Below are 26,565 nucleotides of genomic sequence, written 5' to 3' on the forward strand. Positions count from 1 at the left end.
TCAGTGAACATTTCACATGGTACTTAAAATGTGGATTGATAAAATTATATACAGGTCTGATAAAGAGGTGCTTTCTCAATAAAATTCTGCCATCTTTTAATAAAGCATCAATTTCAAAAAGATAAGTTTAAAACAGAAAGAGATTCGGTTTGGAGTCCCTTTTTCTAGGAGGTTATTTGCTAACAGAACGTGCTAGCCAAATGGTAATTTTTTATTACTTAATTCGAAACGGTAGTTTTACCATTGCCGCTAAGCAATTAGGGGTTTCGGTATCTCATGTAAGTAAACAAATCGTGAAGTTAGAAGCTGAATTGAATGTGAAGCTTGTTCAACGCACAACTCGAACTGTTTCAGCAACGCCTGCAGGAGAACAGTTTTTACAATCTTGTACTGTAATTGTTGGTGCAGTTGAAGATGCGCAAAATTTAATTGAGGGCGAGCGGGATGAAGTTTCTGGCGCCTTAAGGATAGGTATTGCTCAGTCATTTGGTACTTTACATATTATTCCACTTATTGAAGAACTTCGAGCCGCCTATCCCCTTTTGGAAATTGAAGTAAGTCTATTTGATGATTACGTTGATATGGTTGAGGTTGGTCTCGATCTTTGGATCACGAATTTGGAACAATTACCTGAAGGTTACGTTGCGCAACGATTAACATATACCCGATTTGTGCTTGTCGCAGCCCCTAGCTACTTGACTCAACATTCTACGCCATATACTCCTCAAGATTTATTGGCGCACAATTGCTTGGTCTATCACAGCCGCCAACGGGATTATAGCACTTGGCGGTTTAGCCAAAACAATGAAGAACTTTGTGTCAATGTTACTGGGAATTATCAGGTAGATCTTGCTGAGGCTGTTCGTAACGCGGCTATATCAGGGTGGGGAGTGGCGTATCTAGCAACGTATCTGTTAAAAGATGAATTTCGTAAAGGCGAGTTAATTCAATTGCTACCAGATTGGGAGGCGAGTCAGAAAATGTCGTTTTATGCAGTTTATCCAAGCAGAAAGCACAAACCTAAAAAGCTCGCGGTCGCTATAGACTTTTTTAAACACAGATTAGGACAGTATCCCTATTGGGATAAGTCGTTAAAGTCGTCAATTCGTTTGTACTAGCTTCCACTTTTATTTCATTGATACTGGCAGATGATTGTTTCTCTGGTAACAAGTTTGATTTCCATAGGGAAATAATAAAGTGATTTCTCATAATTAACCATATTAAATCAATTACTTGATAATGGCCGGTAAACATAGAACTCCCATTTTTTCAATGTGATAACAACCCTCACTTGCATCTCTGAATCTCACCCCTACAATGCGCGTTTTCTTTGTTTGAATATAAATAGAAGACGTTAAATGACATCAATTTTAGGTATTATTGCCATACTGGTTACGGCTTGGCTACTATCAACTAATCGTAAGAATATCCCTTTTAGAACCGTTTCATTGGCGTTTCTTTTACAGATATTCTTTGCTTTTTTAGTTTTATATGTGCCAGCAGGACAAAATGCGCTTAACAGCGTCACAGAAGTCGTATCGGGTCTAATTGGCTATGGCCAGCATGGTATTAATTTCATGTTCGGTAGTCTAGCAGATGGCAGCAATGGGTTTGTTTTCGCGATTAACGTATTGGGCGTGATTATTTTCTTCTCTGCACTTATTTCTGCGCTATACCATATTGGTATTATGACTAAAGTGATCAACTTTATCGGCGGGGGCTTGCAAAAACTGTTAGGTACGGGGCGTGCTGAGTCACTCTCGGCCACGGCGAATATTTTTGTTGGCATGGTTGAAGCGCCTTTAGTCGTTAAACCTTACTTAAAAAAAATGAGTGACTCTCAGTTTTTCGCAGTGATGACTTGTGGTTTGGCTTCTGTCGCGGGTGGCACATTAGTGGGTTATGCCTCGCTCGGTGTCGATATGAACTTTCTTATTGCTGCAGCCTTTATGTCCGCTCCGGCTGGCCTATTAATGGCTAAAATTTTGGTTCCGCCAAGTGCTGATGAAACTCAATTAGATGATGAGACCGAAGTCGAGATCCCTAGAGCTGCTAATGTTGTTGAAGCAATGGCTGACGGCGCTATGTCGGGTGTACGAATTGCGGTCGCTATAGGCGCGACCTTATTAGCCTTTATCAGTGTGATAGCTCTACTCGATGGCCTGTTGGGGCACTTTGGTTCATGGTTTGGTATTCAGTTGAGTTTTGGACTGATTATGGGCTACTTGTTTGCTCCAGTGGCCTGGCTAATTGGTATTCCTTGGCACGAAGCGATTACAGCAGGTACTCTGATCGGTACTAAAGTTGTTGTGAATGAATTTGTAGCCTTTATTCAACTGATGGAAGTTAAAGAGCAGTTAAGTGAACATTCTCAAGCTATTGTGACATTTGCTCTTTGTGGTTTTGCGAATATATCAACCATGGCGATATTGATTGGTGGTTTAGGAAGTATGATACCTGAGCGTCGTAGCTTTATTTCTAAAAATGGCGCGAAAGCAATTACTGCAGGTGTATTAGCAAACTTAATGAGCGCTGCAATTGCTGGTGTGATTTTATCCTTTTAACGATTTTTTACGTACATAATAAATTCAAGTGTTATTAAAACACTTGAATTTTTTTTGTGTATTAATTTACATTTTAATGACGCCTATTATGTGTAGCACATAACAAAATTATGAGATACAGGAGTGTCAAAATATATGAAGAATAGGATATCTGAAAATTTGTCTTTATCATTACTTGCTGCAACTTAACTATTTACACTTGTGTCGTAATGTAAAAGGTCTTGTCTTTAATTTGTGCTTATAATTACAACTTATTAAATGACAAGTATCTGAAGTGGCTCAATTAAACTGGAAAGACTTTATTTCGACCATTATCTTTCGCTAAATATAGTTGAACGTCTGCTTTTTTGTATAATTCATCAATAGTAGTAACGCTGTCGGTTATCTCTGCAATGCCAATACTGACAGTGATTTCAATTGATGTATTGTTATAAATAAAGTTCTTTTCATCTATCGTTGACCGTATTTTTTCAGCAATCACCTTAGCGCCATTGAGTGATGTATAATTGAGTAAAATGGCAAATTCTTCACCGCCCACTCGGGCAAAAATATCACTTTCTCGCATTAGGTTTTCTATAGAATTTGTAAGGTTTACTAAAATAAAATCACCACCTTGATGACCATAATGATCATTAACATCCTTAAAGTAATCAATATCAAGCATTAAAAGTGAGACTTTATTTTGTTCTCGTGATGCCATAGATATTATACCTTTAGCTACTTCAAAAAAATAACGCCTATTATATATATTGGTGAGATTGTCCATTATTGATAATCTTCGAAATTCTTCGGCACTTTTTTCTAACTCATCATGGGCTTCTATGCTAGATATTCGACTATTTAACATGGATTTTGATAATAAAATAGTTGCAGGAATATAGATGATAATGAACGCTAATAAGGCCAGATGCTGATATTCGCCATAATAAAGCATAATGGCTACCTGCGGCGTAATCATCGAAAAAAAGAAAAACAAATAGGCTCGGTAGAGTGACGACATAGACAATGTAGCCGCTGTGACAATGCCAATTGATAGGATAAAACCCACAAACTCAAATGGTTGGTGTGCATAAATAATGAGAAATACCGATGAGACCGTCCACATAAACGCTTGATATACGTTTAAAACTATAAATATTGTTTCATTGCTATTGAGTTTACTTTGGTCCTTTTTTTCTAAGTTTAGGGCAAACATTTTTGCATTATAACATCGGCACATTGCTAATAATAATTGTAAAAAAAACCAAGTTAACAAAATAGTAAATGGAATGAATTTGATAAATATCAAAAAAAAAGTAGCAGAAACAATCAGCATTGCGACCATTGCTCTAGGTGTTTGCTCTATGACATCTTTTATCAGTTTTGGGTGAACAGTAGACATAAGTCTCCAAGAGCTGCGTCATTTATCCAGAGTAAACGATTTACACAGTTGCTTAAAATTAGCCGACTTTAGACAGCTATTTATGCACAATTATCATTATTTGAATCTACATAAAAATGCATTAATACAGTAGATTAGATGGTTGTATTAATCATAGGACCCTTATTGATAACTGTCTAGAGATTGAGCATGTTTTGTTATGTATGTTTTGAGGTCAGTCTAAAGTCTCAGATGCGGAAATTAATGGTTGATAAGTCCATTTTTAGACGTGGAAAGTTAGTTCTATAAATCTAGCATGAAATGGGTCAGGTTATGGCCTGTTAAAACTTTTACATTAACAGGTTAAGTTGATAGGTTTAATTGAATGTATTTTAGGTAGATATTGACCCTAGAGTTTGATCAAAAGCTGTGATTTGTAAGGAACATTTAGTGCTAATTAAAATGAGGTTTAAGTACAGTGTTTTGGCTCTGTTTATCACCAGCTTAAGTTCCTGCGCGCCTATTCCAAGGGATTATCATATGCCCTACTATGAAGGCGGTGAGTTGAAAACAACGGGGTGTGGTAGCTCTGGTCCTGCAGAACGAATTACAATTTCATTATCCTCTGGTGTTGAAATAACAGTACAAAGTTCCAGTACAGATTTAAGTAAAAACTCAAGTAAAGGCTCAAGTAAAGAGTCACGTAACGAATTAAGTGAAAAGTATACCAATTTCTACCTTTACGCTAATATCACGGCGCCTGATAGCGTCGAATTCTCATTTGTGAGTAATGAAGTCATCATTAGTGATAATTTGACGAGCAGGCAGTGGGTGCTAACAATAACAGAGCTGTATACCTCACCTGATAATGTTAGCAGTCAACATGAACTGGGTATGTACTTTAAACATAGTAATTTACTTGTTCCTGCAACGACTACGATTATCGGAAAATCATATATCCATGAAACTTGGTTCAAAGATAGAAAGTACAATTTCGGCGCATCTATAAGCATATCCACTAAAGAGGTCGACACTTATTTAACCGATTTCAGTGTGTCTTTTCCTTCTTTAATCATTAATGGCATATCTAGTGATTTAAAACCAATAAGGTTTAAGCACGTAAAGTATATCGGGATAACCCCATTAAATTGTTAAGCATCGCAAGATAGTAAAGTTATTATCTGACATCGGGAAGATGTAAAATATAAAGCGTCAAAAAAGGCCAAGTATAAAAATATACTCGGCCTTTTTATTATCGTTAACCTTATATTTTAACGAGATTCTTTTCAACTATTAGCGCTTTGATTCAACAGCGTTATAACGCTCAAATGCTGCAGTTAAGTCAGCAATAAGATCATCAGGATCTTCAAGGCCAATATGTAATCGAATTAGTGGCTTGCTGGCATCCCAACGGGTTGCTGTTCTTAGCTTATCAATGCCAAACACCCCAAGGATTAAACTCTCATAACCGCCCCAAGAAAAGCCCATTTTGAAATGACGCATGTTTTCAACAAATGCCGTCACTGAGGCGAGGTTGCCTTGTTTGAGTACGAATGAGAATAAGCCATTACCGCCGCTAAAATCTCGCTTGAAAAACTCATGACCAGGACAAGTATCAAAAGCGGGGTGTCGCATATGATCAACTTCAGGTCTTGTGGCTAACCAATTAGCAACCTTTAAGGCATTTTTATCATGCTGCGCTAATCTCACACCTAAAGTACGTAAACCCCTAGCGGCAAGATAGACATCATCTGGTGAGGTTGTTTGACCCATGATGTAACTGTTTTCACGCAGTTGTGCCCAGCAAGCTTCATTAGCTGTTGCTGTGCCCATCATCACATCTGAGTGGCCAACAATGTATTTGGTTGCGGCTTGAATTGAAATATCGACGCCCATTTCAAATGGACGGCAATTGATAGGTGAAGCCCAAGTATTATCGAGCATTACCACCACATCATGTTCATGGGCGATTCGACTTAAAGTAGGGACATCTTGGATTTCCATGGTGATAGAACCTGGAGACTCTAGAAACAACACTTTGGTGTTAGGTTTTATTAGGTCTTTAATGCCTGCACCGATAAGAGGGTCGTAGTAGGTGGTTTCAATGCCAAAGCCAGCTAACAGCTTATTACATAAATCGCGAGTGGGTTCGTATGCACTGTCGACCATTAATAAATGATCGCCACTTTTTAGAAATGATAATAACGCCCCACTGATGGCACCTGATCCTGATGGATATAATGCGGTGCCAGCGCCACCTTCAAGTTCACTGATGGCTTGTTGAAATGAGAAGTGAGTTGGAGTGCCACGGCGGCCATAAAACATTTCGCCATTGGTTTTGTTTTTGATGGCAAAACGCATTTCATCCATGGTGTCAAAAACCACGGTTGAAGCGCGAAAAACGGGCGGGTTTATAATCCCTTTGGTGTATTTCTTTTCTCTGCCGACACTAACAATTTGAGTGGCTAATTTGTCTTGCTGATTGCTCATAGATTCATTCCCAACTGGTACTACGGTGTTATGAATTTGCTTTTAGCCATCCTAACATCTATACGGCTAAAATAAAGGTTATTTTAATTCATCTAACGGTAAGGTCAGCACGAATTTAACCCCACTGTTATCGGATAAATTTTCAGCTTTAATCACGCCTTGATGGAATTCGATGATTAATCTGGCGATATATAAACCCAAACCTAAATGGGGTTTAGTTTGAACCCCTTGGGAGCGTATCGACACCATAGATTCAAAAATTTGCGCTGACATATCTGATGGCAGTAATGGCCCTTGATTAGCTAGTTCAATTATGGCTGTTTTTCCTGTGCGTTTAAGTGTCAGCCTAATAGGATTATCAGTGCTGAACTCAATGGCGTTATTAATCAGTTTATCCATGAGCTGTGCGATGTATTCAGGCACGCCAAACATGGTCATGTCGCCATCATCAATTGCAACCGAAAATTGATTTTCAGGATAAGTATATTGATAACCTTGCATACAGCCGCCAACCACTTCGGTTAATGAGAAATGGGTTTGCTCTACATGGGATAGGCTAGCTTCTAAACGGGTTGCTTCACTTAAATTATTTAAGATTAGATGCAAACGACTTACGCCTTCTTGCGCGCGAGCAACGTATTTTTCGCTGGCAGGCTCAAGTTTTTGTAGACTCAAATGCTCAAGAGACGAGCGTACAACAGCAACGGGGGTACGCAGTTCATGGGACAACCGCGAGGACATGTTTTCTAAGTAATGAGTATATTGCCCTAAACGCCCAACAATGTTGGCAAAGCTACGTGATAAGTCACCAATCTCATCGCGGGTTTTAGAGGGGATGATTTGCTGTTTTACACGGCCTTGGCTATCAATGGCTTGTTCTGATTGATCTCTGAGCTTGCGAATACGGCTTGAAATACTTGAAGCAAAAATAAATAACGCCAAGGTGCCCATACTCATGATGGTAATGATGACATTAAACAGCTTCTCTAGCGCGCGGTTACGCAGGGTTCGAATGCCATGAGTAGTTTCTTCGGCAATGACGGCGCCCATAACTTTGTCATCGATCCAAATGGGGCTGGCCGCAGCTAACACTACCGCTTTACTGTCGGGAGTTAAGCGCCATGTTGAACCGCGTTTACCATTTAATGCTTGTTGGATATGACTACCACTTAGCTCAGTTGAGTCTTGCAGTGAATCCACAAAATCTTGGGGCGGTTTGGTGAGGATTTTATAGTAAAGCGGCAGTAAGTAGTCGCTTTTAAAGATACTCCAAGCACTTTGCTGACTGGTATCTTCTAAGCTGGAAGACCAGACACTGTTGTTAGCTCGGATGTCACCCGATTTCGCCAATACGCGGCCATGATTATCCACCACCCAAATACGAGAGCTATTGTGGCTCATGCCTTTGATAATGTTCTCAATTTCTGGTGATGGCACTAATACGGTGCCCAAGTGAGCAACTGAATCAATGGCGGACGTACCTATAATGGTATTAACTGTACGTGTGGTGCTGTCATCGACATTGTAAATAGCAAAACCCAGTTTACTGCCGACCATATTCAGCGGCATTCTAAATTCAATGTTGTAGCCATTTTCAGTGCTGAGCCACTGACCTTGAATGCGAATCTCAGGTGTGACTGGCATTGATTGGGTCGGATCTTGTGGTAGTTCAAAGGCGCTGAGCCAGCCATCTTGAGTGTTGGCAACAATGTAGCGCCGAAATTGCCCATCTGGTGACTGAGTCGCAATCACTAGGTGATCGTTTTTATCCACTCGCAAACTGTTTTTACTACGATAAACCAAGTGTTTATCAAATACTTCAAAAGAACCATATAAATAGCCGGCATATTTGCCCACCATGTGGCTAAAGTGAATATCTACCGGTTGATTTTCATTACGATTAAAAATGACGTGGTCGCCGCCATAGTTAATCATTCGATGTTGATACTGCTGCCAATCTTCAAGTTTGCCGTCAAGCTGAATAGGCCCTGAAAGCGGGTAAGCATAAAGGTCACGGCCTTTTTCTACTTGGCTTAAAAAGCTGGCTTGATGATTAAACAATTTGGGGCGTTCATGCAGCGCAGTTGCCAATGCTTGGGTGGTGCCTACAAGGGTCTTTTCTTGACCATGACGTAGGTATTTTTCCATTTCCCACACATATTCATAACCAAGCCATGGTAAGCACAGTAAAAATAGCGACAAAATAACGACTTTGGCGCGCAGGCCTATGGGAATATTAAACATTAACTCACACTGTCCCAGCGATAACCCATGCCATAAACGGTATCGATGCAATTAAACTCTTTATCGCTGCTCAAAAACTTCTTACGTATACGTTTTACATGGGAAGTAATAGTGCTGTCATCAACAAATATTTTTGCTTCTTTCATTAAGTCTTGGCGACTACGTACATGACCAGGATGTTTTGCCATCGCGTGAACCATCCAAAACTCTGTCACAGTTAGTTCAATTGGCTGTTGCTGCCAATATACCTGAATACGGTTGCCATCAATGGTGAGCTTGCCATGTTCAATGAGGTTATCTTCAACGGTTGCCGCGCCAATAAGTTCAGAGCGTCTAAATAGTGCTGCAATTCGGGCAATTAAGTGTGGAAAGCTAACATCTTTTGATAAATAGTCATCAGCACCTAAACGTAGACCACAGACAGTATCAAAGTCACTGTCTCGGGCGGTTAAAAAGATTATAGGTAAGCTGCTAGACATCGAACGCAGTGATTGACAAAGGGTAAAGCCACCATCAATTTCAGCTTCAAGTCCGATATCAATAATCGCTAAGTCAGGTAAACGGGCATTAAAGGCTAGCATAGCAGCAGGGCGGTTTGCGTAACCTTGTACGCTATAACCTTGTTGTTGCAGTAATTCTTTGTAGTTTTCTCTTATCGCGACTTCGTCTTCAACAATTGCAATTCTTTTCATATCAACATCTTTATTTGATCTTATAGGCTGACTATACCTTATTTTTATCATCAAAAGAGCGTGCTTTAGCAATTGCCATATTGTTGCCACATTTCATCGCTGCATTGCCATTTTTGTGCCCCTTCATTGCCATTTCATTGCTGTTTAATAGTTCCATCGAATGAGCAAACACACTTCATTCAAATTTGATTATCAATATGAACTAAAGGAAAACATCATGAAAAAGCAATTAATCTCAATCGCAGTAATTAGCAGCTTATCTTTGGCTAACATCCCTAATTTACATGCTGAAGAAATGGACTCAGGTATTAACTCATCTGAGGTTTTAGCGCAAACAGTGGATGAAAGAGAGCATACAGAAGAGTTAGTCGGTTTGTCGTCTGGTGCTGTTTTAGGTGCCGTTGTTGGCGGCCCTGTCGGGGCGATAGTAGGGGCATTTGTTGGTGTACTTATTGGTAAAACAGTCGGTGATGATTCAGAAATTGAAACGCAAAATGAATTGTTAGCTGAGCAACAACAAGCCATAGAAATTCAAACTTATGAACTAACAGCACTTCATGAAAAGCAGCAGTCTTTAGCAGAGGTAACGGACGAATATTTGCAGGTGCAAACCCAATTATCCGATTTACGTCAATCTCAAGAGCAAAAAATGCAAGAGCTTGCTATTGGGCTCAATGTCCAGTTCAAAACAGGGTCATCTACCATCGAGCCGCATTTCGCACAGCAGTTAGATGATGTGGCCTATGTTATGGCGTTATCACCTGAATTGATGCTGGATTTAACCGGTTATGCAGATAGAAGAGGTGACAGTAAATTTAACCAAGCGTTATCTGAACAGCGTTTGATTGAAGTGACCAATTATCTCGTTGGTCAGGGGATATCAGATGAACGTTTACATGCCAAAGCTTACGGTGCGACAGCACCTTTAAACGAGCAACAAAACTTTGAAAATGACTTCTTTGATCGCCGTGTCACGTTAAAAATTATGCCAGTCGGCGAAGCATTAGCCGCTAACTAAAATGACGATAATTTCAGCGTAAATCTTTAGTTGTTGATTACTCGTTCAATCGGTAAATCAATGGTTTGAGATTTACGCTAATTTCATGGAGAGAAAACAATGAATATTAGTGTTAATCGTCATACGGGGCATTACTTTTGCTCAAGTTTAATTTTACTGGGTTTAATGATTCTGAATGCGATATTTCCAGTGTATGCAATGCCATTAAGTGAATTTGAAAGGCGTGATGACGGGATAACCCAAGGCGTGTTGGAATACATTCAAGATGGTGAAATACAGCATAGTTTGCCATTATCGACAGATGTATCGATGAAAGTCTCAGGCTGGATAAACAGAGTTACGGTAAAGCAAACGTTTACCAATAACACCCAAGGTTGGATAAACGGCAAGTATCACTTCCCGCTATCTCATAATGGAGCGGTAGATCAGATGCGATTACTTATCGGTGACCGTATTATTGAAGGTGAAGTACAACCTAAATTGCAAGCCAAAGCCACCTTTGAAAAAGCCAAAGCTGCAGGTAAACGTGCCAGTTTGGTGAGTCAGCAAAGGGTGAATATTTTTACCACTGAAGTCGCTAATTTAGCGCCTAAGGAGACCTTGACCGTCGAGATAAGTTATCAAGAAAAGCTCAACTATAAAGATGGTCAGTTTAGTTTACGTTTTCCTATGACAATAACACCACGTTATTCTCCAAGATCTTTATCTGAGAGTGAAAACAATGAGCAACCACAAAACAATACTCGTCAAACAAGTATGTTTGAGTCTATTGCTGAGATTTTGCCTGATGCGCTAACAGGTTTTAACCCGAATGATTTTGCCGAAGGCATATTAACTGGCGTGGATTCAGCGGATTATTCGAACAACATTTTGGTTAACATTGAGGTTGAATTAGATACTGGCTTTGACCTTGGTGAGTTGGTGAGTCCATACCATAAAATACAATCTACGCAGTTAAAACATCAACCATTATGGCAAATTAAACTGGATACCGCATTTGTCGCCAACCAAGATTTTGTGTTGAATTGGAAACCTGCTGATTCAGTCAAATCACATTCAGCAAATCATTCAGAGGTGGTGTTACCGATACCGTCAGTATTTACTCAGCAGGGATTAACCCATCAAATAAATGGACTCAATTCATCTCAATCAATGACTAAAAATCAAGATTATTATGGCTTAGTGATGTTAACGCCGCCGCAAGTCAAAGATCATAATACTGTGACTCCTCGTGAACTGATCTTGGTTATTGATACTTCGGGTTCCATGCAGGGTGATTCAATGGAACAAGCAAAGCAGGCTTTATTGTCAGCCCTTGCAGGATTAAGAACTGAAGATAAGTTTAATATTATTGAGTTTAATCACCAGGTGACAAAATTATCTACCACGTCATTAAAGGTTAATAGCCGTAATATTGGGAAAGCCAACCAATTTGTTCAAAAGTTACAAGCTAATGGCGGTACTGAAATTAGCATGGCGCTGTCAGCTTCATTGCTTATGCAAGGTGATAGTAATCAAACAATGGCTGATAAAAGGGCTGATTCAAGAACTAATACAAGAGCTGAGGTAAATAGCTATATCGCAAGTGCAGCGAACTATTTGCGACAGGTGATATTTATTACTGACGGTGCAGTAAGTAACGAGCAAGGATTATTTAAGCAGATTGAAGCTGATTTAGGTCAAAGTCGTTTGTTTACCGTCGGGATTGGCTCAGCTCCTAATGCGCACTTTATGGAACGCGCTGCCATGTTTGGCCGCGGTACATATACTTATATTGGCAAAACTGCTGAGGTAAAACAGAAAATAGATCGATTACTGCAAAAGATTGAGCAACCCGTGGCAACCGACGTAAAAGTCACTTACCAAGATGGCACCGTTCCTGATTACTGGCCTGCCAAAATTCCTGATTTATACAATGAGGAACCTATTTTAGTGAGCTTTAAGTCTCCTTCATATAATCAACAAGATATTGTTATTTCGGGCGTTACTCATGGTGAACATTGGCAGCTGCAATTACGTCAGCCACAGCAGGCTAGTAACATGACTGATGCAGATGTTACCCGCGCTGGGTTAGATCTTCTCTGGGCGAATGCTCAAATCAATGCCATTGAAGCAACCCAAACAAGAGCAAACAGTGAACGGATAAAGCAGCAAGTAGAAGCATTAGGAATGAAATATCATCTCGTGACCTCGCAAACCAGCTTGGTGGCGGTAGATAAAACCCCAGTTAATTTCACTCCTGAATTTAACAGTGATTCTCAAGTTAAGCCTCATTTACCTAAAGGCTTTAAGCAATCGGGGGTATTGCCACAGACAGCAACATCCAGCCGTTTAGATATATTAATTGGGTTGAGTTTTTTATTGATTGCACTGATGCATGGACTTTGGCTTAAGCAATGTCTTCCGGGTCAACGGTTAATCCTGCCTCAGAACAAATAAAGGAGCCCTGATGATTAGTCTAAAAATGCTCATCCCTTGTTGTTTGGCAATCTTAGGATTAAGTTTTTTGTCACATGGAGCGTATATGCAAGTTAAAGCTAACTTTGCTCAATATTTGATTGAGCAAGCATGGAATAAAACCTTGCAAGATCAAACACCGCATAAACCTTGGAGCTGGGCTGATACTCACCCTGTAGGTAAATTAATGCTATATGCAGATAAAGACACGGATATCTATCCTGTTGGCGAGCCGATGTTTATTCTAGCGGGTGCATCGGGTCGAAACCTGGCTTTTGGACCAAGTCTAATGCTTAATGGTGCAGGTGTTGGAGAGCTGGGTAATACGATTATTGCAGGTCATAGAGACACCCATTTTTCAAATTTACAAAACGTCAAAAAAGGCGATATGGTTGAACTAGAAACAGCACTAGGGCAAACGCAAAGCTACTTAATTACAGGGATTGATATAGTGCATGAGACGCAAACAGAGATACTTGATATGACAGCGGATAACCAGCTCACACTGATAACCTGCTATCCGTTTGAAGATTTGTCTGCCAATAGTGATTACCGTTACGTGGTAACAGCAAAGCAAGTTAATCACAGTTAATTGTTAGAGATAGATTATTCTCAATAAAAAATACCTGCATATAGCAGGTATTTTTATTGGTTAACCGGAAATAGGCATAACCCTATTTCGACCTAATCTTTTAGCTTCATATAACAATTTGTCAGCGCCTTCAATCAACTGGCTGGTTGTTTGTGACTCTTTCCATTCAACAACCCCAAAAGAGGCATTGATATTATCGATTCGGGTTTCACTGCGCCTATCTTTAACGCTAAGCTTTTCAATTGAGCGACGCATTCCTTCAGCAAGTTGTCTTGCGACTCTTTGTTGGCTGTTAGGCACTATAATCGCAAATTCTTCACCACCGAAACGGTACAGCTTAACGCCATCACGACAAGATTCTTGTAAACGTTTTGCGACCACTTTAAGTACTAAATCGCCTAACTGATGGCCATAAGTATCATTGAATTGTTTAAAGAAATCGATATCGGCCAAAATTAAACAACAGCCCTTGGGAGATTGTGAAATCACTGCGGCAATGTCTTCATTAAAAGCGCGGCGGTTTAAAGCTTCAGTAAGCGCATCGTATAAAACATCTTTTTCAGTTTCTGCCAGTCTTTGTTTTAATGTATTGATTTCAGTTTGTGCTTTAGTGAGTTGCTGGGTGAAACTTACGGTACTTGAATGAATATTGGCAGACTCTTTAACAATGCCTCGGACGACTTTAATGACTTGTTCTAATGAGAAACCTTTACTTTCAAGTTCAGTTAATTTATTAAATTCTTTTTCAATTTTAGTTTGAAAAGTAGAGGTGTCTTGATTGGTATCTTTTAATGATTGTGATAGTTCACATACCATAGCATCAAGGTTTTGGCGCATATCTCTAACGTCTAACTCAACAGGATCTGCGATATGTTGTCGATACAATAACTCGCTTGAAACCGGGGAGTATTGTTGATTTTGTTCTATGGTTTTATCAAGTGCTAGATTGAGTTTAGGATTACTTTCACCGACATAAGCATACCAAAGGGCATAGTTTGTTGGTGTAGTGGGAATACTATGTTTTAACATTAAAGGTATAGCTTTTTTTAAATTTAACGCAGCAATTTTTAGTAGGTCATTTGACATTCAAACCCTCAACAGAACTTTGCAACAAAGCGAATGAAATAAATAGATTTGATTAAAATATAGCAACTTATGGTTCTGATAGATATGGTTTAAGTGATACAAGTTAAGCGGTTGTGATTCAGCACCATGTCGGTGCTGAATTTTAGTTTAGAAACTGTATGAAACAGCAAACATAGGCCCTGTGAAACTATAGTTGATGTTGTAATCTAAGGTTCTGAATTCTTCATCCAAAATAGATCGAGATTTTTCGATATCAACATCGACATCATAATAGTTATAAGCGAGTGATAAATGCCAATTTTCACTAATTTGAGCCTGTACGCCAGCCCTGATGTCCACTAATGAACCTTTAAAGTTATCATACTTAATGGTGAAATATTGAGCATGAGCATTGAAAACCCAGCCAGGGTAAAACTCATATGACCCATATACACCAATATTGGGCAAAGGTGCAGTTAAAGCATTATCGACAACTTCAGGGGTAAATGACTGAGCTTCACAAAGGCTATCTGGATCCGTTTGGCCTTCGCAAATGCCTATATTCCCTTCAAAAATGGTTTCAACAAACATGGTATGTAAGCCAATAGATGCACCTACGGTATAGTCATTTCCTTCCCATATATCATAACCATAACCTATACGCAGAATATCGATATTTAATGTTGTTGACACTTTAGCGGTACCGTCAATAACAACATTTTGATCGTTTTCACCAAATTCTGGAATTTCTATATCAAAGCCAAGTTCTGAAGTCTCTGCATCACGATGTAATGATTTCCAATCAACATATATATGGTGGCGATCATTAAAACTATATTGCAATTCAAGGAAAGGCAGAAATTGATCTTCTGCTAGAAGTAGGTCGTCTTCAAAATCAAGTAAATAGTAATTACCTGTATCTTTAGCGCTTTTGACTAGCATAGTGGAGTCTGTACTGGCATAAAATCCGCCGAGCGTAATTTTATACTCGTCAGATTGTACGACACTAGACATTGATAGGGCTGCTAGCAGTCCTATTGAAGCTTGCTTAAACATTTATTCTCCGCACTTATTTTTATTCTCATCTGGGTGGAAATAAATGAGTGTTGTGCAATATTATTTTAATTGTTATTCAAGGAATATCTTATTATGTTTTTATACTATCATTTTGTAACCGAATGTGAAGTTTTTGTTGTTAAAATGAGGTTTTTTTTGATCTAGTACAAGTTATTGATCGTATGCTCGAGGCTTACAAGGACGTTTATTCTTATTTTTTGCTTGTAACTTGTTGTTAATTATTGACTTTTGTATATTTTTGAATTTCATTGTATTTTGAGGACAGGATCAAAGTTTTAATGGATTCAACCCAATTTAACTACTTATCAGAAACCTTTAAGCTTTTACATCAATAATAACTAGTCTATTGAGGTGTGCTTTTAGACTTTAACTTAGCAGAGTCATGGCTTATTGTGATGAGTCATTTTGTGCTTATAGAGTGTGCGTTTTAACTGCTTGATGATGGATTTTTTTAGGGGATTCATTCTGAATGACTGTGGTTATTGTCCGCGGTATCCTTCACCGTTTTAATGCATTTTATTTAGCAGATATTACCAGTCAACAAGACTTGAGATCATATGAGCTGGCAGTTTGTCGATCTTGAACTAATATTGCTACAACAGCAGGCATTTTAAATGCTTGCTCATATCCGTTTCGACAGTGACAGGATGTTGCTGACCCATTACTACAAGGACGTGCATATGTTCACCCAATTCAGCTTACCGAGTAATTTATTTCTTCTTCGATCGTTTAGTCGATATCTTTCAAGTCTTTTAATCTTGATGACATTGAATTTAACTATATTTACGATAGTTTTTATTTCACCGTCTTTATCTGCTGCAGACAAACCAAACATTCAATTAGCTACGAAAATGGTTGAAGGTCTCGACATTAAAGATTACTACATCAGTGAAAAACTAGATGGTGTTCGTGGATATTGGACTGGGAAAAAGATGATTTCTCGTTCTGGGCGCGAAATAATTATGCCTAAATGGTTTTATGCTGACTTCCCGGATAAAGTCCTTGAAGGAGAGTTATGGCTTGGTAGAGGTACATTTGAGTCAATGTCTTCAATAGCGCGTAAAAAGAAAGCCGATAGCCCACTTTGGCAACAAGTTCGATTCATGTTATTTGATATGCCTGAACACGGCGACGTTTTTAGCGAACGTTATACTGAAATGCAGAGGGAAATAGCGAAGTCTGTCTATCTTGATGTGATAAAGCAACAATCTATAGATAACGATGCAGCACTTTATAAGCTCTTAGATTCGGTTGTTGCGGCCAATGGTGAAGGTTTAATGCTGCACCGTAAGCAAGCGTTTTATAAAGTCGGTCGTAGTCAAGATATCATGAAGTTAAAGCCTAAATATGATGCTGAAGCAATTGTGATAGCTCATTTAGAGGGGAAGGGAAAGTACCGCGGTATGTTAGGTGCTATATTGGTTAAAATGCCTGATGGAATAGAATTCAAAATCGGAACAGGCTTTACAGACGCACAAAGACAAGCACCACCAAAGATAGGTAGCCAAATTACTTATCAATATTTAGGATTAACAAAGAATGGTGTGCCTCGATTTGCACATTTCTTAAGAGAGCGGCCGCAGTTATAAATTTAAGAGAAGGGGAATCATTTGAGTTTAGTTAAATCAGTTTTATTCGTTTGTTTGGGAAATATTTGCCGTTCACCCAGTGCTGAAGCCGTCTTTCGTGCTAAGGCAATAGAATACAAACTTGATATTAAAATCGACTCTGCTGGCACCATGGCTTATCACCAAGGGAATTCTCCAGACCCTCGTTCAATAAAGGCAGGCGAAGCGCGTGGGTTAGAGTTTTCTGGAATGCATGCAAGACAAGTTACCGATGCAGATTTTGAAACGTTTGATTTGATATTAGCGGCTGATAAAACCAATTTGGCTCATTTATATGAGCGATGCCCTGAGCGTTATGAAAACAAATTAAAGTTGATTTTGTGGTACTTAACCGAGGATAACACAGCAGACCTTAAAGAAGTGCCAGACCCTTATTACGGTGGGGAACAAGGTTTTGAAGTGGTGTTGAATTTACTGGAATCAAGCCTTGATGTTTTAGCGCAAACGCTATCGAAACATGATTAATGTGAAGCGTTAGCTTAGTGGTCAGTGGTTCAGAAACTAAAAAGGCTTAACATCATGTTGAGCCTTTTTATTTAAGCTAGTTAAAACAAAAAGCTAGAACGGTTAGTCCTTTTCGCCTTGATGACGTTTACCTGAACGTTTAAGATTCTCTTGCTCGAGCTTACGTTGTTTTATTGCTTCTTTTTCTGCTAATACTTTAGCGACTTCTTCTTGTTCCAATTCAGCCATTTCAGGCGTCTCAAGTGTCAGTAAGCCTGTTTTTCCTGAGCGGAATTCATGTAAAAGTAGCTCTGATGCTTTATGTAAATCGATTCGCCCACCAGGTCTTAATGCGCCACGTTTACGGCCAATCTCTTCTAATAACTCAATGTCAGTTTTTGGTAACGATTTAAGTTTATAACGTTCGCAAATTTCTTCTGGGTAGGCTTTTAAGAAATACTCAGCAGCAAACATAGCCACATCTTCGTATTCCATTGCTGTATCTTTGATAGCACCTGTTACAGCAAGTCGGTAACTACTTGCTTCGTTATCCACTTTTGGCCACAAGATACCAGGAGTATCTGACAATACGATGCCATTTTTTAAGTTGATACGTTGCTGACGCTTAGTGACTGCGGGTTCATTACCTGTTTTGGCGATGGTTCTGCCCGCTAAGGTGTTGATGATGGTTGATTTCCCAACATTGGGGATACCCATAATCATGGTGCGAATGTCTTTTTCTAATTTATCTCTGGCCGGTACCAATTTACGACAGATATCAGGAATACTTCTAACCTGTCCTGGCTGTAACGTTGTAATCGCTGTGGCTTTAACACCTTGCTCACGCTCTAAATATTCAATCCAGCGAGCTGTCACTTTAGGATCGGCTAAGTCTGATTTGTTCAGCAGTTTAATACACGGCTTATCGCCCCTTAGCTTCGATACCATTGGGTTTTCACTACTATAAGGGATACGGGCATCAAGCACCTCAATAACAAGATCGACTTGAGGCATTGCCTCTTCAATCTCTTTACGAGCTTTATGCATGTGTCCTGGATACCACTGAATTGCCATGTTATTGCCTTTTCAAATCGACTTCTTACAAAGGGTGCATATTCTACCCTGTTATAAAGATAAATGATAAAAAAAAGCGCCTTATGGCGCTTTTATGTCATCAAGATATGCCATTAAGTGGATAATGGATTAAATTACGCCGAGTTCACGAAGCCTTTCCATCAAGTAGCTATCAGCGGTATGACGTTCTGATAACACAACTTCTGGATTAGGATGCAAGAATAACGGTAGTGATATCCTTGATTTAGTTTTGTCCGTACCTTCAGGATTGATAACTCTGTGTGAGGTAGAAGGGTAGTAACCTGCAGAGGCTTCTTGCAACATATCACCAATATTAATGATGATATTACCAAAATCACTAGGTACATCAACCCAAGTACCTTCCTTCGTTTTTACCTGTAAGCCAGGTTCATTGGCAGCGGGTAATACGGTGATAAGGTTAATGTCTTCGTGAGCAGCAGCGCGAATAGCACCTAACTCTTCATCACCTGACATTGGTGGATAGTGCAATATTCTTAACAGTGTTTTATCGCTGTTTTCAATCATTTTTGGTAATGGAATTGAAAATTTGTCAGCAATATCTTTTGGTGCATACTCTTCAATCCAACCCAGTAACTCTGCTGCTAGTGCATTGGCATTCTTATAATAGGCTAAAATATTTTGCTTTAAAGAATCTGGAATACGGCCAGAAGGATAAACGTGAAAATATTCTTTGATATCTTTTACGCTATGACCTTTTGCTGTTTCAGATATTGATGCTGGGAAAAAGCCATCTTGTGTTTCAGGTTTATACAAAAAATCATTTTTTTCATCAGACTGGAAAAACGCATACCACTCCTGATAAATCTTTTCGACTAATTCCTGACTTACTGGATGGTTAGTTAATACACCAAAACCTGTGTCTCTTAATGATGCTACAAATTTCTGTGGACAGTCCTTCGCGCGGTAATCAATTGTTTCTAATTTCATATTATTCTACTTTTATTATTATTTGACCCATCGATATTTTAACCCTGGTCACACTTTGTCGCAATTATTTGAAGTAAATATCCTTACTTCAGTCGAAATAGTGATCTTTATTGTTCATACTGACAAGATTGCAGTAGTTGCATTACAGTTAACACATCAACATTGAAGTAGAGATGGCGCTCATGAAGGATTTAACGGAGTTTGAAAAGTATGTTATTGAACAAAAAGGGACCGAGCAACCATTTAGTGGAGAGTATGTTAACCACGATTATCCGGGCGTATATTTGTGTAAAAAATGCCTAGCGCCATTATATAAAAGTGAGCATAAATTTAATGCTCACTGCGGATGGCCCGCGTTTGATGATGAGATTCCCGGCGCGGTTGATCGTACACCCGACGCAGATGGTCATCGAGTTGAAATCACCTGTCGAAAATGTGATGGTCATTTAGGTCATGTATTTGAAGGTGAAATGCTTACGGCTAAAAATACCCGCCATTGTGTCAATTCTGTATCAATGATTTTTCAAACTGCTGAAGAGTTTAAGAAAATTAAGCGTAATCAGTTTGCAACTTTTGGTGCAGGTTGTTTTTGGTGTATCGAAGCGGTATTCAAAAAGCTGAATGGTGTTGTTAATGTCACTTCTGGTTACAGTGGTGGTAGCGGTGAGACTGCCAATTTTAAGGCAGTTTGTTCTGGTGAAACAGGTCATGCAGAGGTTATTCTGGTTGAGTTCGAACCTGATACTGTTGATTACCAAACCTTACTGTCGGTGTTCTTTGCATTGCACGACCCAACCACGCTAAATCAGCAAGGTAATGATAAAGGGCCTCAATATCGCTCGGTGATATTTACTCATTCAACAGAGCAGGTAGATCAAGCTACTATTGCGATTAGTAAGTTGATCCAGCAAGGTATTTGGCCTAAGCCGATTGTGACAGAAGTATCAATGTTTGAAGCCTTTTATCCGGCAGAACCTGTTCATGAAGATTACTTTGAAAATAATACTGAACAACCTTATTGTCAGCTAATTATTAAACCAAAATTTGAAAAAGCCATGAAGCACTTCGCTGCGATTCTAAAAACCAATAATTAGTCATGTTATATATTTTTAGGTAACAAAAAAGGCGAACTGAGTTCGCCTTTTTTATTGATGATTTTTAGATTGTTATTACGAATCTAATGCATCATCTGCCACTTTATAGTGTGGATCTTCAATCACATTAACTTCCACTAATGCTCTTGCTTTATGCAGTAAATCTTTGCAGTCAGGACTTAAATGTCTCAAATGTAATTTCTTTCCTGCTGCCACATAACGCTCAGCTAGTGTATCAATTGCATCAAGTGCAGAGTGATCAGCAACACGAGAGTTTTGGAAATCGACAATAATATCTTCAGGGTCATTTTCTGCATCAAACAAATCTAAGAAGTTAGCTGCAGAACCAAAGAATAATGGTCCGTTTAATTTGTAAACTTTCCAGCCATTTGCATCAGTACTGCTTTCAACATTGATGTGTTTTGCATGTTCCCAAGCAAATACAAGTGCAGAAACAATAACACCTACAAATACCGCAAATGCCAAATCAGTGAATACCGTAACCGTAGTTACCAGCACAATGACGAAAGCATCATGTTTAGGTACTTTCCCCATGACTTTGAAACTAGCCCATTCAAAGGTACCTAAAACAACGATGAACATTACGCCCACAAGTGCTGCTAAAGGAATGATTTCAATGAAGGCTGAACCAAACAAGATAAAGGCAAGTAAAGCTAATGCTGCTGTTACACCTGATAAACGACCACGTCCACCAGAGTTAATGTTGATCATTGATTGACCAATCATCGCACAGCCACCCATAGCGCCAAAGAAGCCACTGGTGATGTTACCAACACCTTGACCGACACATTCTTTGTTACCTTTACCACGGCTATTCGTCATCTCATCGATAACGGTTAGCGTTAGTAAAGATTCAATTAAGCCAACGGCAGCCAGAATACAGGCATAAGGCAAAATGATATAAAGAGTTTCAAGGGTGAAAGGGACACTTGGAATGGCGAAGCTAGGTAAGCTACCTGCAATGGTTGCATGCTCATCGCCACTCATTGTTTTCAAGAAGTCGAGAACATTACGAGTATCTAAATCAAGTCCAACAACAATAGCGGTTACGGTTAAAATCGCGACTAATGATGATGGGATAGCTGTGGTTAACTTTGGCAAGAAATGAATAATCGCCATGGTTAAAGCCACTAAGCCTAACATGATCATCAATGGCTCTTGCGCTAGCCACACCAAATTACCAGCAGCATCTTTGACTTGAAATTGTCCAAGTTGAGCTAAGAAAATGACGATAGCCAAGCCGTTTACAAAACCAATCATTACTGGGTAAGGCACAATACGAATAAACTTACCTAGTTTAAATATGCCAGCAGTAATCTGAATTAGCCCTGCGAGCACAACCGCAGCAAAGAGGTATTGGACACCATGTTCAACAACTAAAGAAACCATGACAACAGCCATAGCGCCAGTTGCACCAGAAATCATCCCTGGACGACCTCCGATAATGGCGGTGATGATGCCCATAATGAAGGCAGCGTATAGACCTACCATTGGCTCAACTTGTGCGACAAAAGCAAAAGCGACTGCTTCAGGTATGAGCGCGAGTGCAACAGTCAAACCAGATAAAATATCTGCTTTGCTACTACTGGTTTTATGACGGAGTAGATCGAACATTTAACCTCTGAAATATATTGAAGTATTTGAAAATAAAAGTGTGCGTATGTTAACAAAAATTAACCTTCTTCTAAACCTGAAATTAAGCTTAATTTGTACTAATTAGTATCATTCTGGTTTTAAAGGATATTCAAACAGGCTTTGTAAGCTAGATGAGGAGATAAACGGTAAAGTCTGCCTGGGGAGTAAATAAATATATGTTATCGAAGGTTTTATTATTCTTTTTTAAATTTCTTTTCGTCATTATCTAGTGCAGAGTTTATGTTTTTTTTGTTCTTTTTAAGGCATAAAAAAACCACGCTATTAAGCGTGGTTTTTATATCGCCTTACGGCTAAAGAGATGTACTAAGCACGAGTTGTATCAGAAGAAGCACTATCAGCTACTTTTGATTTGGCTGTGTCAGTATCAGCTGCAGTTTTATCATACTCACGGCCTTTTGGTACCGCTTGTTGAGCACGAGTTTCAGTTACTGGCTTAGTCGTATCAGACATAACCATTGAACCGAATCGGCTTGACGTTGTCGCTTTCTTAGCTGGCGCTTCGGTTTTAGCTTCTGCGGCAACTGTTTCAGTAACCGCTGCTTTAGGCGCAGTTGGCGCTTTACGAGCAATTGCAGCAGGTCTAGCCATTGGAGCTGATGCATTAGAGTTAACTTTCTCTTCAGCATTTACTTCAACTTTAGCTTCAACCACTTCTTTAGCAACTGGTGCTTCAACTTTCGCTTCAACCACTTCTTTAGCTACCGGCGCTTCAACTTTAGCTTCAACAACTTCTTTAGCTACTGGCGCTTCAACTTTAGCTTCAATAACTTCTTTAGCTACTGGCGCTTCAACTTTAGCTTCAACAACTTCTTTAGCTACTGGCGCTTCAACTTTCGTTTCAACAACTTCTTTAGCTACTGGCGCTTCAACTGGAGCTTCAACTTTAATAGGTGCGCTGGCAGCAGATTTAGCTTCATTAGCTTGTTCAGCATCAAGTTGCTTTTCTAGCTCATCAACAGGTGTGAATACGGCAGCTGTAGAAGTGTTGTCATCTTCATCACGACGGCGACGTTGTCCCGCTGCACGAAGATGACGAGGGCTACGACGACTACGACGTTGTCCTTCACGCTTTTCATCTGAATCTTCACCGTCAGTTTGTGCATCTGAGTTAGCTTCTGAATTCGCTTCAGCAGTTACTTCAGTTTCAGCAGCTACTGGCGTTTCAGTTGAAGGTGCAGTTTCAGGAGTTTGAGCTGCAACATTGATTTCAGTTTCAGCACTTACAGGCGCTTCGACAGTATCTTCAGCTTTAACTGTTTCATCAGAACTAACCACTGGGTCATTTTTAACAATAACTTCAGCATCTTTTCTTGGACGACGTGTACGAGCTGGTTTTGATTCCTGTTTAGTCTCAGGTTTAGTTTGAGGCTCAACAGCAACTTCTACATCAGTTGCGACAACATCGGTAAGTTTAGCTTCGTTTTGTTCGTTTTCGATACGTACTTTACGACGCATGTTGCGACGTTGACGACGCTCTCTTGCAGCTTCCTGCTTAGGAGACTTCTCAACATCTTGACGTGCACCGTCAGTTTGCGGCTTAGCAGCAGGTTTTGGTTTTGCTTCTGCTTTACTTGGGCGTTTATCTATTTCTTTGTTAGCAACGTCTTTGCTCGTAACATCTCTTTCAGGTTTCTTGTTGCGCCCTTTGTTGTCACGACCTTTACTATCTGCATCGTTGCGATTGTTACGACGGCTATCGTTACGAGAGTCATTACGACGACTATCATTACGAGAATCATTGCGTCGGTTACGACGATTATTTGGGTTTTCTTTACGATTCTTATCCGCAGGTTTGCTTTCTGTCTTAGCTGGCTCATCTGATGAGAATAGACCGCTAATCGCTGCAACAACTTTAGAGAAGAAACCAGGCTCAACAGGTGCCGCAACGTTAGCAGGTTTTGCCGTTGGAGCTGGAACCGCTGTTGGAGTAGGCGCTGCTGTAGTCGGAGTACCGAAACCTTTAATCGCAGGTTGTGCAGCTTCTGCACGCTCTAGCTTACGAGGCTCGTATAATTTTGCTTCAGGCTGGTCTACACGCTTGTAGCTTGACTCCACTACTTCATCATCGGTTCTTAAACGTGATACGCGGTAATCAGGCGTTGTCATATGTGCATCAGGGATGACATAGACTTCAACTTTATGACGTTCTTCAGTAATACGAATCGCTTTACGTTTTTCATTTAACAAGAAGGCGGCAACATCTACAGGCACAACAGCTTCAATTTGAGTGGTGTTCTCTTTAATCGCTTCTTCTTCCATTAAACGAAGAATAGAAAGTGCTAAAGATTCAGTACTACGAATTGTTCCTTGACCGTGACAGCGAGGACATAAATGACCTGCAGATTCACCTAGTGAAGGACGAAGGCGTTGACGTGACATTTCCATTAAGCCGAATCGTGAGATACGACCTAATTGAACGCGAGCGCGATCTAAATGCACAGCATCGCGCATTCTGTTTTCAACTTCGCGTTGATGTTTTACAGGTGTCATATCGATGAAATCGATAACGACTAGACCACCTAGATCACGAAGACGTAATTGACGCGCAATTTCGTCTGCAGCTTCTAAGTTGGTGTTTAATGCTGTTTCTTCAATATCTCCGCCTTTTGTAGCTCGGGCAGAGTTAATGTCGATAGACGTTAATGCTTCAGTAGGGTCAATAACGATTGAGCCACCTGATGGCAAACGCACTTCACGTTGGAAAGCAGATTCAATCTGAGATTCAATTTGGAAGTGAGTAAATAACGGGACTTCAGACTCATAACGTTTAACACGTTCAACGAAATCAGGACGAACAAGTCCAATGTGTTGTTTTGCTTCTTCGAAGATACGCGGATGATCGATTAGGATTTCACCAACATCACGACGTAAGTAATCGCGAATAGCACGGACGATAACATTACTTTCTTGATGAATTAAGAAAGGAGCTGGCTTGCTCTGTGCTGCTTCTTGGATAGCATCCCAATGATGTTGTAGAACTTTTAAGTCCCACTTCAATTCATTCGCATCTTTACCTACACCGGCTGTACGGACGATTAAACCCATTCCGTTCGGTACTGATAAATCTGACATTGCCGCTTTTAATTCAGTGCGTTCATCACCTTCGATTCGACGAGAAATACCGCCAGCACGAGGGTTGTTAGGCATAAGCACTAAATAAGAACCTGCAAGACTGATAAAGGTTGTTAACGCAGCGCCTTTATTGCCACGTTCTTCTTTATCAATTTGAACGATTACTTCCTGACCTTCAGATACCACTTCTTTGATATTTGGACGGCCTTGGAATGAATAACCTTTCGGGAAATATTCACGAGCAATTTCTTTTAGCGGTAAGAAACCATGGCGATCTGCACCATAATCTACAAAAGCGGCTTCTAGAGAAGGTTCTACACGGGTAATTGTACCTTTGTAGATATTTGATTTTTTCTGTTCATGACCAGGGCTTTCAATGTCCAGATCATATAATTGTTGACCATCAACTAGGGCAACACGCAACTCTTCTGATTGAGTTGCATTGATTAACATACGTTTCATGATGACTTATATTCTTCTAATAAGGTCATCAAACAAAGACTGTTCGCTGCATTACGGGCCTAAAATTTTTATTCACAAAGCCTCGCGGCTGGTTTTTAGGCAAGTTAGGTGCGCATTGCTGTTAGACGCATTCGCTGCGTGTCGCATCCTATTTATGGCTTATTTTTTAGTGATTACAAAAACAAGGAATTCGTTGTTATCAACCAACCCCATAAATTTAATATTTCTTCCGTTAATGCCCAAGTCGAATCCGTTTGTTTGATAACAAGCTAAAATTTGTTCGAATTTGGGGCGGTATTTTTCAGGAAAACTTTTAAAATAAAGATGACATCGACGGTTTAATTGTAAAAACGAATTATATCGAGTTGTGATGTTTACAATCTGCAAATCAATGACTTGCTACCAGTCTTGTTCATGAATTCTACTGAAAAAATACCGTAATAAATTGAGGTTGTGAACAATTTATCCACTGTTTATCCTCAATCACAGCGCAAATATAGCAATAATCAATTTAGACAGCAATCAAAACTACTCATTCTTATTGTCCCAACATGGGAAACTTAGGTTACAATATGCGCCGTAATTA

The 26,565-nt window shown here is 39.6% G+C and carries 20 protein-coding genes; 9 read left to right on the top strand and 11 right to left on the bottom strand.

Annotation, left to right across the window (positions count from 1 at the left end; all coding sequences use genetic code 11):
* Window positions 1–176 precede the first annotated feature (176 nt).
* Together FPK91_RS01455 and FPK91_RS01460 are read left to right on the top strand one after the other, a co-directional pair.
* Window positions 177–1,118, top strand: coding sequence for a LysR family transcriptional regulator (locus FPK91_RS01455; protein ID WP_144206988.1), 942 nt, complete (start codon window positions 177–179; stop codon window positions 1,116–1,118).
* Window positions 1,119–1,358: 240 nt separating this feature from the next.
* Window positions 1,359–2,564: a NupC/NupG family nucleoside CNT transporter gene (locus FPK91_RS01460; protein ID WP_144206990.1), complete on the top strand. Its 1,206-nt coding sequence runs from the start codon at window positions 1,359–1,361 to the stop codon at window positions 2,562–2,564.
* A gap of 283 nt (window positions 2,565–2,847) precedes the next feature.
* Here FPK91_RS01460 and FPK91_RS01465 read toward each other — a convergent pair whose 3' ends face one another.
* Window positions 2,848–3,945 (bottom strand): GGDEF domain-containing protein, encoded by a 1,098-nt coding sequence (locus FPK91_RS01465; protein WP_144206992.1) that lies wholly within the window; start codon window positions 3,943–3,945, stop codon window positions 2,848–2,850.
* Between the two features lie 519 nt (window positions 3,946–4,464).
* Between FPK91_RS01465 and FPK91_RS01470 the strand changes: the two genes are divergently transcribed.
* Window positions 4,465–5,079 (top strand): hypothetical protein, encoded by a 615-nt coding sequence (locus FPK91_RS01470; protein ID WP_144206994.1) that lies wholly within the window; start codon window positions 4,465–4,467, stop codon window positions 5,077–5,079.
* 138 nt (window positions 5,080–5,217) lie between these two features.
* On the opposite strand, the gene FPK91_RS01475 is transcribed toward FPK91_RS01470, so the two are convergent.
* From FPK91_RS01475 to FPK91_RS21160, 4 genes are all read right to left on the bottom strand, one after another.
* On the bottom strand, window positions 5,218–6,414 hold the full coding sequence (locus FPK91_RS01475) for a cystathionine beta-lyase (RefSeq protein ID WP_144206996.1): 1,197 nt from the start codon (window positions 6,412–6,414) through the stop codon (window positions 5,218–5,220).
* Between the two features lie 78 nt (window positions 6,415–6,492).
* Window positions 6,493–8,658 (bottom strand): proteobacterial dedicated sortase system histidine kinase, encoded by a 2,166-nt coding sequence (gene pdsS / locus FPK91_RS01480; RefSeq protein ID WP_144206998.1) that lies wholly within the window; start codon window positions 8,656–8,658, stop codon window positions 6,493–6,495.
* A complete protein-coding gene (gene pdsR / locus FPK91_RS01485; RefSeq protein ID WP_144207000.1) occupies window positions 8,658–9,350 on the bottom strand; it encodes a proteobacterial dedicated sortase system response regulator in 693 nt (230 codons plus the stop codon). Before pdsR ends, pdsS begins: the two co-directional genes overlap by 1 nt.
* Window positions 9,351–9,381: 31 nt before the next feature.
* Entirely contained in the window at window positions 9,382–9,507 is a 126-nt protein-coding gene (locus FPK91_RS21160; protein WP_264371776.1) for a hypothetical protein, read from the bottom strand.
* Between the two features lie 60 nt (window positions 9,508–9,567).
* Between FPK91_RS21160 and pdsO the strand changes: the two genes are divergently transcribed.
* The 3 genes from pdsO (at window position 9,568) to FPK91_RS01500 (ending at window position 13,417) form a co-directional block, all read left to right on the top strand.
* Window positions 9,568–10,368, top strand: coding sequence for a sortase-associated OmpA-like protein PdsO (gene pdsO, locus FPK91_RS01490; RefSeq protein ID WP_193559176.1), 801 nt, complete (start codon window positions 9,568–9,570; stop codon window positions 10,366–10,368).
* Window positions 10,369–10,467: 99 nt separating this feature from the next.
* Window positions 10,468–12,807, top strand: a complete 2,340-nt coding sequence (locus tag FPK91_RS01495; protein ID WP_144207002.1) for a marine proteobacterial sortase target protein — start codon at window positions 10,468–10,470, stop codon at window positions 12,805–12,807.
* A gap of 85 nt (window positions 12,808–12,892) precedes the next feature.
* Window positions 12,893–13,417: a class GN sortase gene (locus tag FPK91_RS01500; protein WP_264371777.1), complete on the top strand. Its 525-nt coding sequence runs from the start codon at window positions 12,893–12,895 to the stop codon at window positions 13,415–13,417.
* A 60-nt stretch (window positions 13,418–13,477) separates the two neighbouring features.
* Here the strand turns inward: FPK91_RS01500 and FPK91_RS01505 are convergent, their stop codons facing one another.
* Window positions 13,478–14,503 carry a GGDEF domain-containing protein gene (locus FPK91_RS01505; protein WP_144207006.1) on the bottom strand — a complete coding sequence of 342 codons (1,026 nt, stop codon included), beginning with the start codon at window positions 14,501–14,503 and terminating at the stop codon, window positions 13,478–13,480.
* Window positions 14,504–14,650: 147 nt separating this feature from the next.
* Window positions 14,651–15,538, bottom strand: coding sequence for an outer membrane beta-barrel protein (locus FPK91_RS01510; protein WP_144207008.1), 888 nt, complete (start codon window positions 15,536–15,538; stop codon window positions 14,651–14,653).
* Window positions 15,539–16,239: 701 nt separating this feature from the next.
* Between FPK91_RS01510 and FPK91_RS01515 the strand changes: the two genes are divergently transcribed.
* Window positions 16,240–17,148: a DNA ligase gene (locus FPK91_RS01515; protein ID WP_144207010.1), complete on the top strand. Its 909-nt coding sequence runs from the start codon at window positions 16,240–16,242 to the stop codon at window positions 17,146–17,148.
* Window positions 17,149–17,169: 21 nt separating this feature from the next.
* Window positions 17,170–17,652 carry a low molecular weight protein-tyrosine-phosphatase gene (locus tag FPK91_RS01520; protein WP_144207012.1) on the top strand — a complete coding sequence of 161 codons (483 nt, stop codon included), beginning with the start codon at window positions 17,170–17,172 and terminating at the stop codon, window positions 17,650–17,652.
* A gap of 102 nt (window positions 17,653–17,754) precedes the next feature.
* Here FPK91_RS01520 and ylqF read toward each other — a convergent pair whose 3' ends face one another.
* Together ylqF and FPK91_RS01530 are read right to left on the bottom strand one after the other, a co-directional pair.
* Window positions 17,755–18,705: a ribosome biogenesis GTPase YlqF gene (gene ylqF / locus FPK91_RS01525; RefSeq protein WP_144207014.1), complete on the bottom strand. Its 951-nt coding sequence runs from the start codon at window positions 18,703–18,705 to the stop codon at window positions 17,755–17,757.
* A 129-nt stretch (window positions 18,706–18,834) separates the two neighbouring features.
* Complete coding sequence (locus FPK91_RS01530) at window positions 18,835–19,674, bottom strand: isopenicillin N synthase family dioxygenase (RefSeq protein ID WP_144207016.1); 840 nt, start codon at window positions 19,672–19,674, stop codon at window positions 18,835–18,837.
* 182 nt (window positions 19,675–19,856) lie between these two features.
* Between FPK91_RS01530 and FPK91_RS01535 the strand changes: the two genes are divergently transcribed.
* Entirely contained in the window at window positions 19,857–20,768 is a 912-nt protein-coding gene (locus FPK91_RS01535) for a bifunctional methionine sulfoxide reductase B/A protein (RefSeq protein ID WP_144207018.1), read from the top strand.
* A gap of 75 nt (window positions 20,769–20,843) precedes the next feature.
* Here the strand turns inward: FPK91_RS01535 and FPK91_RS01540 are convergent, their stop codons facing one another.
* Both FPK91_RS01540 and rne read right to left on the bottom strand, forming a co-directional pair.
* Complete coding sequence (locus FPK91_RS01540; protein ID WP_144207020.1) at window positions 20,844–22,403, bottom strand: SulP family inorganic anion transporter; 1,560 nt, start codon at window positions 22,401–22,403, stop codon at window positions 20,844–20,846.
* A gap of 345 nt (window positions 22,404–22,748) precedes the next feature.
* Entirely contained in the window at window positions 22,749–25,979 is a 3,231-nt protein-coding gene (rne, locus tag FPK91_RS01545) for a ribonuclease E (protein ID WP_144207022.1), read from the bottom strand.
* Window positions 25,980–26,565: the final 586 nt, after the last annotated feature.

The organism is Shewanella donghaensis, assembly GCF_007567505.1.
Classification (GTDB): Bacteria; Pseudomonadota; Gammaproteobacteria; order Enterobacterales; family Shewanellaceae; genus Shewanella; species Shewanella donghaensis.

Excerpts from the sequence above, each read along its gene's own strand:
- pdsR (WP_144207000.1), bottom strand. The coding sequence starts at position 9,350 with ATGAAAAGAATTGCAATTGTTGAAGACGAAGTCGCGATAAGAGAAAAC.
- FPK91_RS01465 (WP_144206992.1), bottom strand. The coding sequence starts at position 3,945 with ATGTCTACTGTTCACCCAAAACTGATAAAAGATGTCATAGAGCAAACA.
- FPK91_RS01510 (WP_144207008.1), bottom strand. The coding sequence starts at position 15,538 with ATGTTTAAGCAAGCTTCAATAGGACTGCTAGCAGCCCTATCAATGTCT.
- FPK91_RS01505 (WP_144207006.1), bottom strand. The coding sequence starts at position 14,503 with ATGTCAAATGACCTACTAAAAATTGCTGCGTTAAATTTAAAAAAAGCT.
- rne (WP_144207022.1), bottom strand. The coding sequence starts at position 25,979 with ATGAAACGTATGTTAATCAATGCAACTCAATCAGAAGAGTTGCGTGTT.
- pdsS (WP_144206998.1), bottom strand. The coding sequence starts at position 8,658 with ATGTTTAATATTCCCATAGGCCTGCGCGCCAAAGTCGTTATTTTGTCG.
- ylqF (WP_144207014.1), bottom strand. The coding sequence starts at position 18,705 with ATGGCAATTCAGTGGTATCCAGGACACATGCATAAAGCTCGTAAAGAG.
- FPK91_RS01530 (WP_144207016.1), bottom strand. The coding sequence starts at position 19,674 with ATGAAATTAGAAACAATTGATTACCGCGCGAAGGACTGTCCACAGAAA.
- FPK91_RS01515 (WP_144207010.1), top strand. The coding sequence starts at position 16,240 with ATGTTCACCCAATTCAGCTTACCGAGTAATTTATTTCTTCTTCGATCG.
- FPK91_RS21160 (WP_264371776.1), bottom strand. The coding sequence starts at position 9,507 with ATGGAACTATTAAACAGCAATGAAATGGCAATGAAGGGGCACAAAAAT.
- FPK91_RS01500 (WP_264371777.1), top strand. The coding sequence starts at position 12,893 with ATGCAAGTTAAAGCTAACTTTGCTCAATATTTGATTGAGCAAGCATGG.
- FPK91_RS01470 (WP_144206994.1), top strand. The coding sequence starts at position 4,465 with ATGCCCTACTATGAAGGCGGTGAGTTGAAAACAACGGGGTGTGGTAGC.
- pdsO (WP_193559176.1), top strand. The coding sequence starts at position 9,568 with ATGAAAAAGCAATTAATCTCAATCGCAGTAATTAGCAGCTTATCTTTG.
- FPK91_RS01540 (WP_144207020.1), bottom strand. The coding sequence starts at position 22,403 with ATGTTCGATCTACTCCGTCATAAAACCAGTAGTAGCAAAGCAGATATT.
- FPK91_RS01495 (WP_144207002.1), top strand. The coding sequence starts at position 10,468 with ATGAATATTAGTGTTAATCGTCATACGGGGCATTACTTTTGCTCAAGT.
- FPK91_RS01460 (WP_144206990.1), top strand. The coding sequence starts at position 1,359 with ATGACATCAATTTTAGGTATTATTGCCATACTGGTTACGGCTTGGCTA.
- FPK91_RS01535 (WP_144207018.1), top strand. The coding sequence starts at position 19,857 with ATGAAGGATTTAACGGAGTTTGAAAAGTATGTTATTGAACAAAAAGGG.
- FPK91_RS01475 (WP_144206996.1), bottom strand. The coding sequence starts at position 6,414 with ATGAGCAATCAGCAAGACAAATTAGCCACTCAAATTGTTAGTGTCGGC.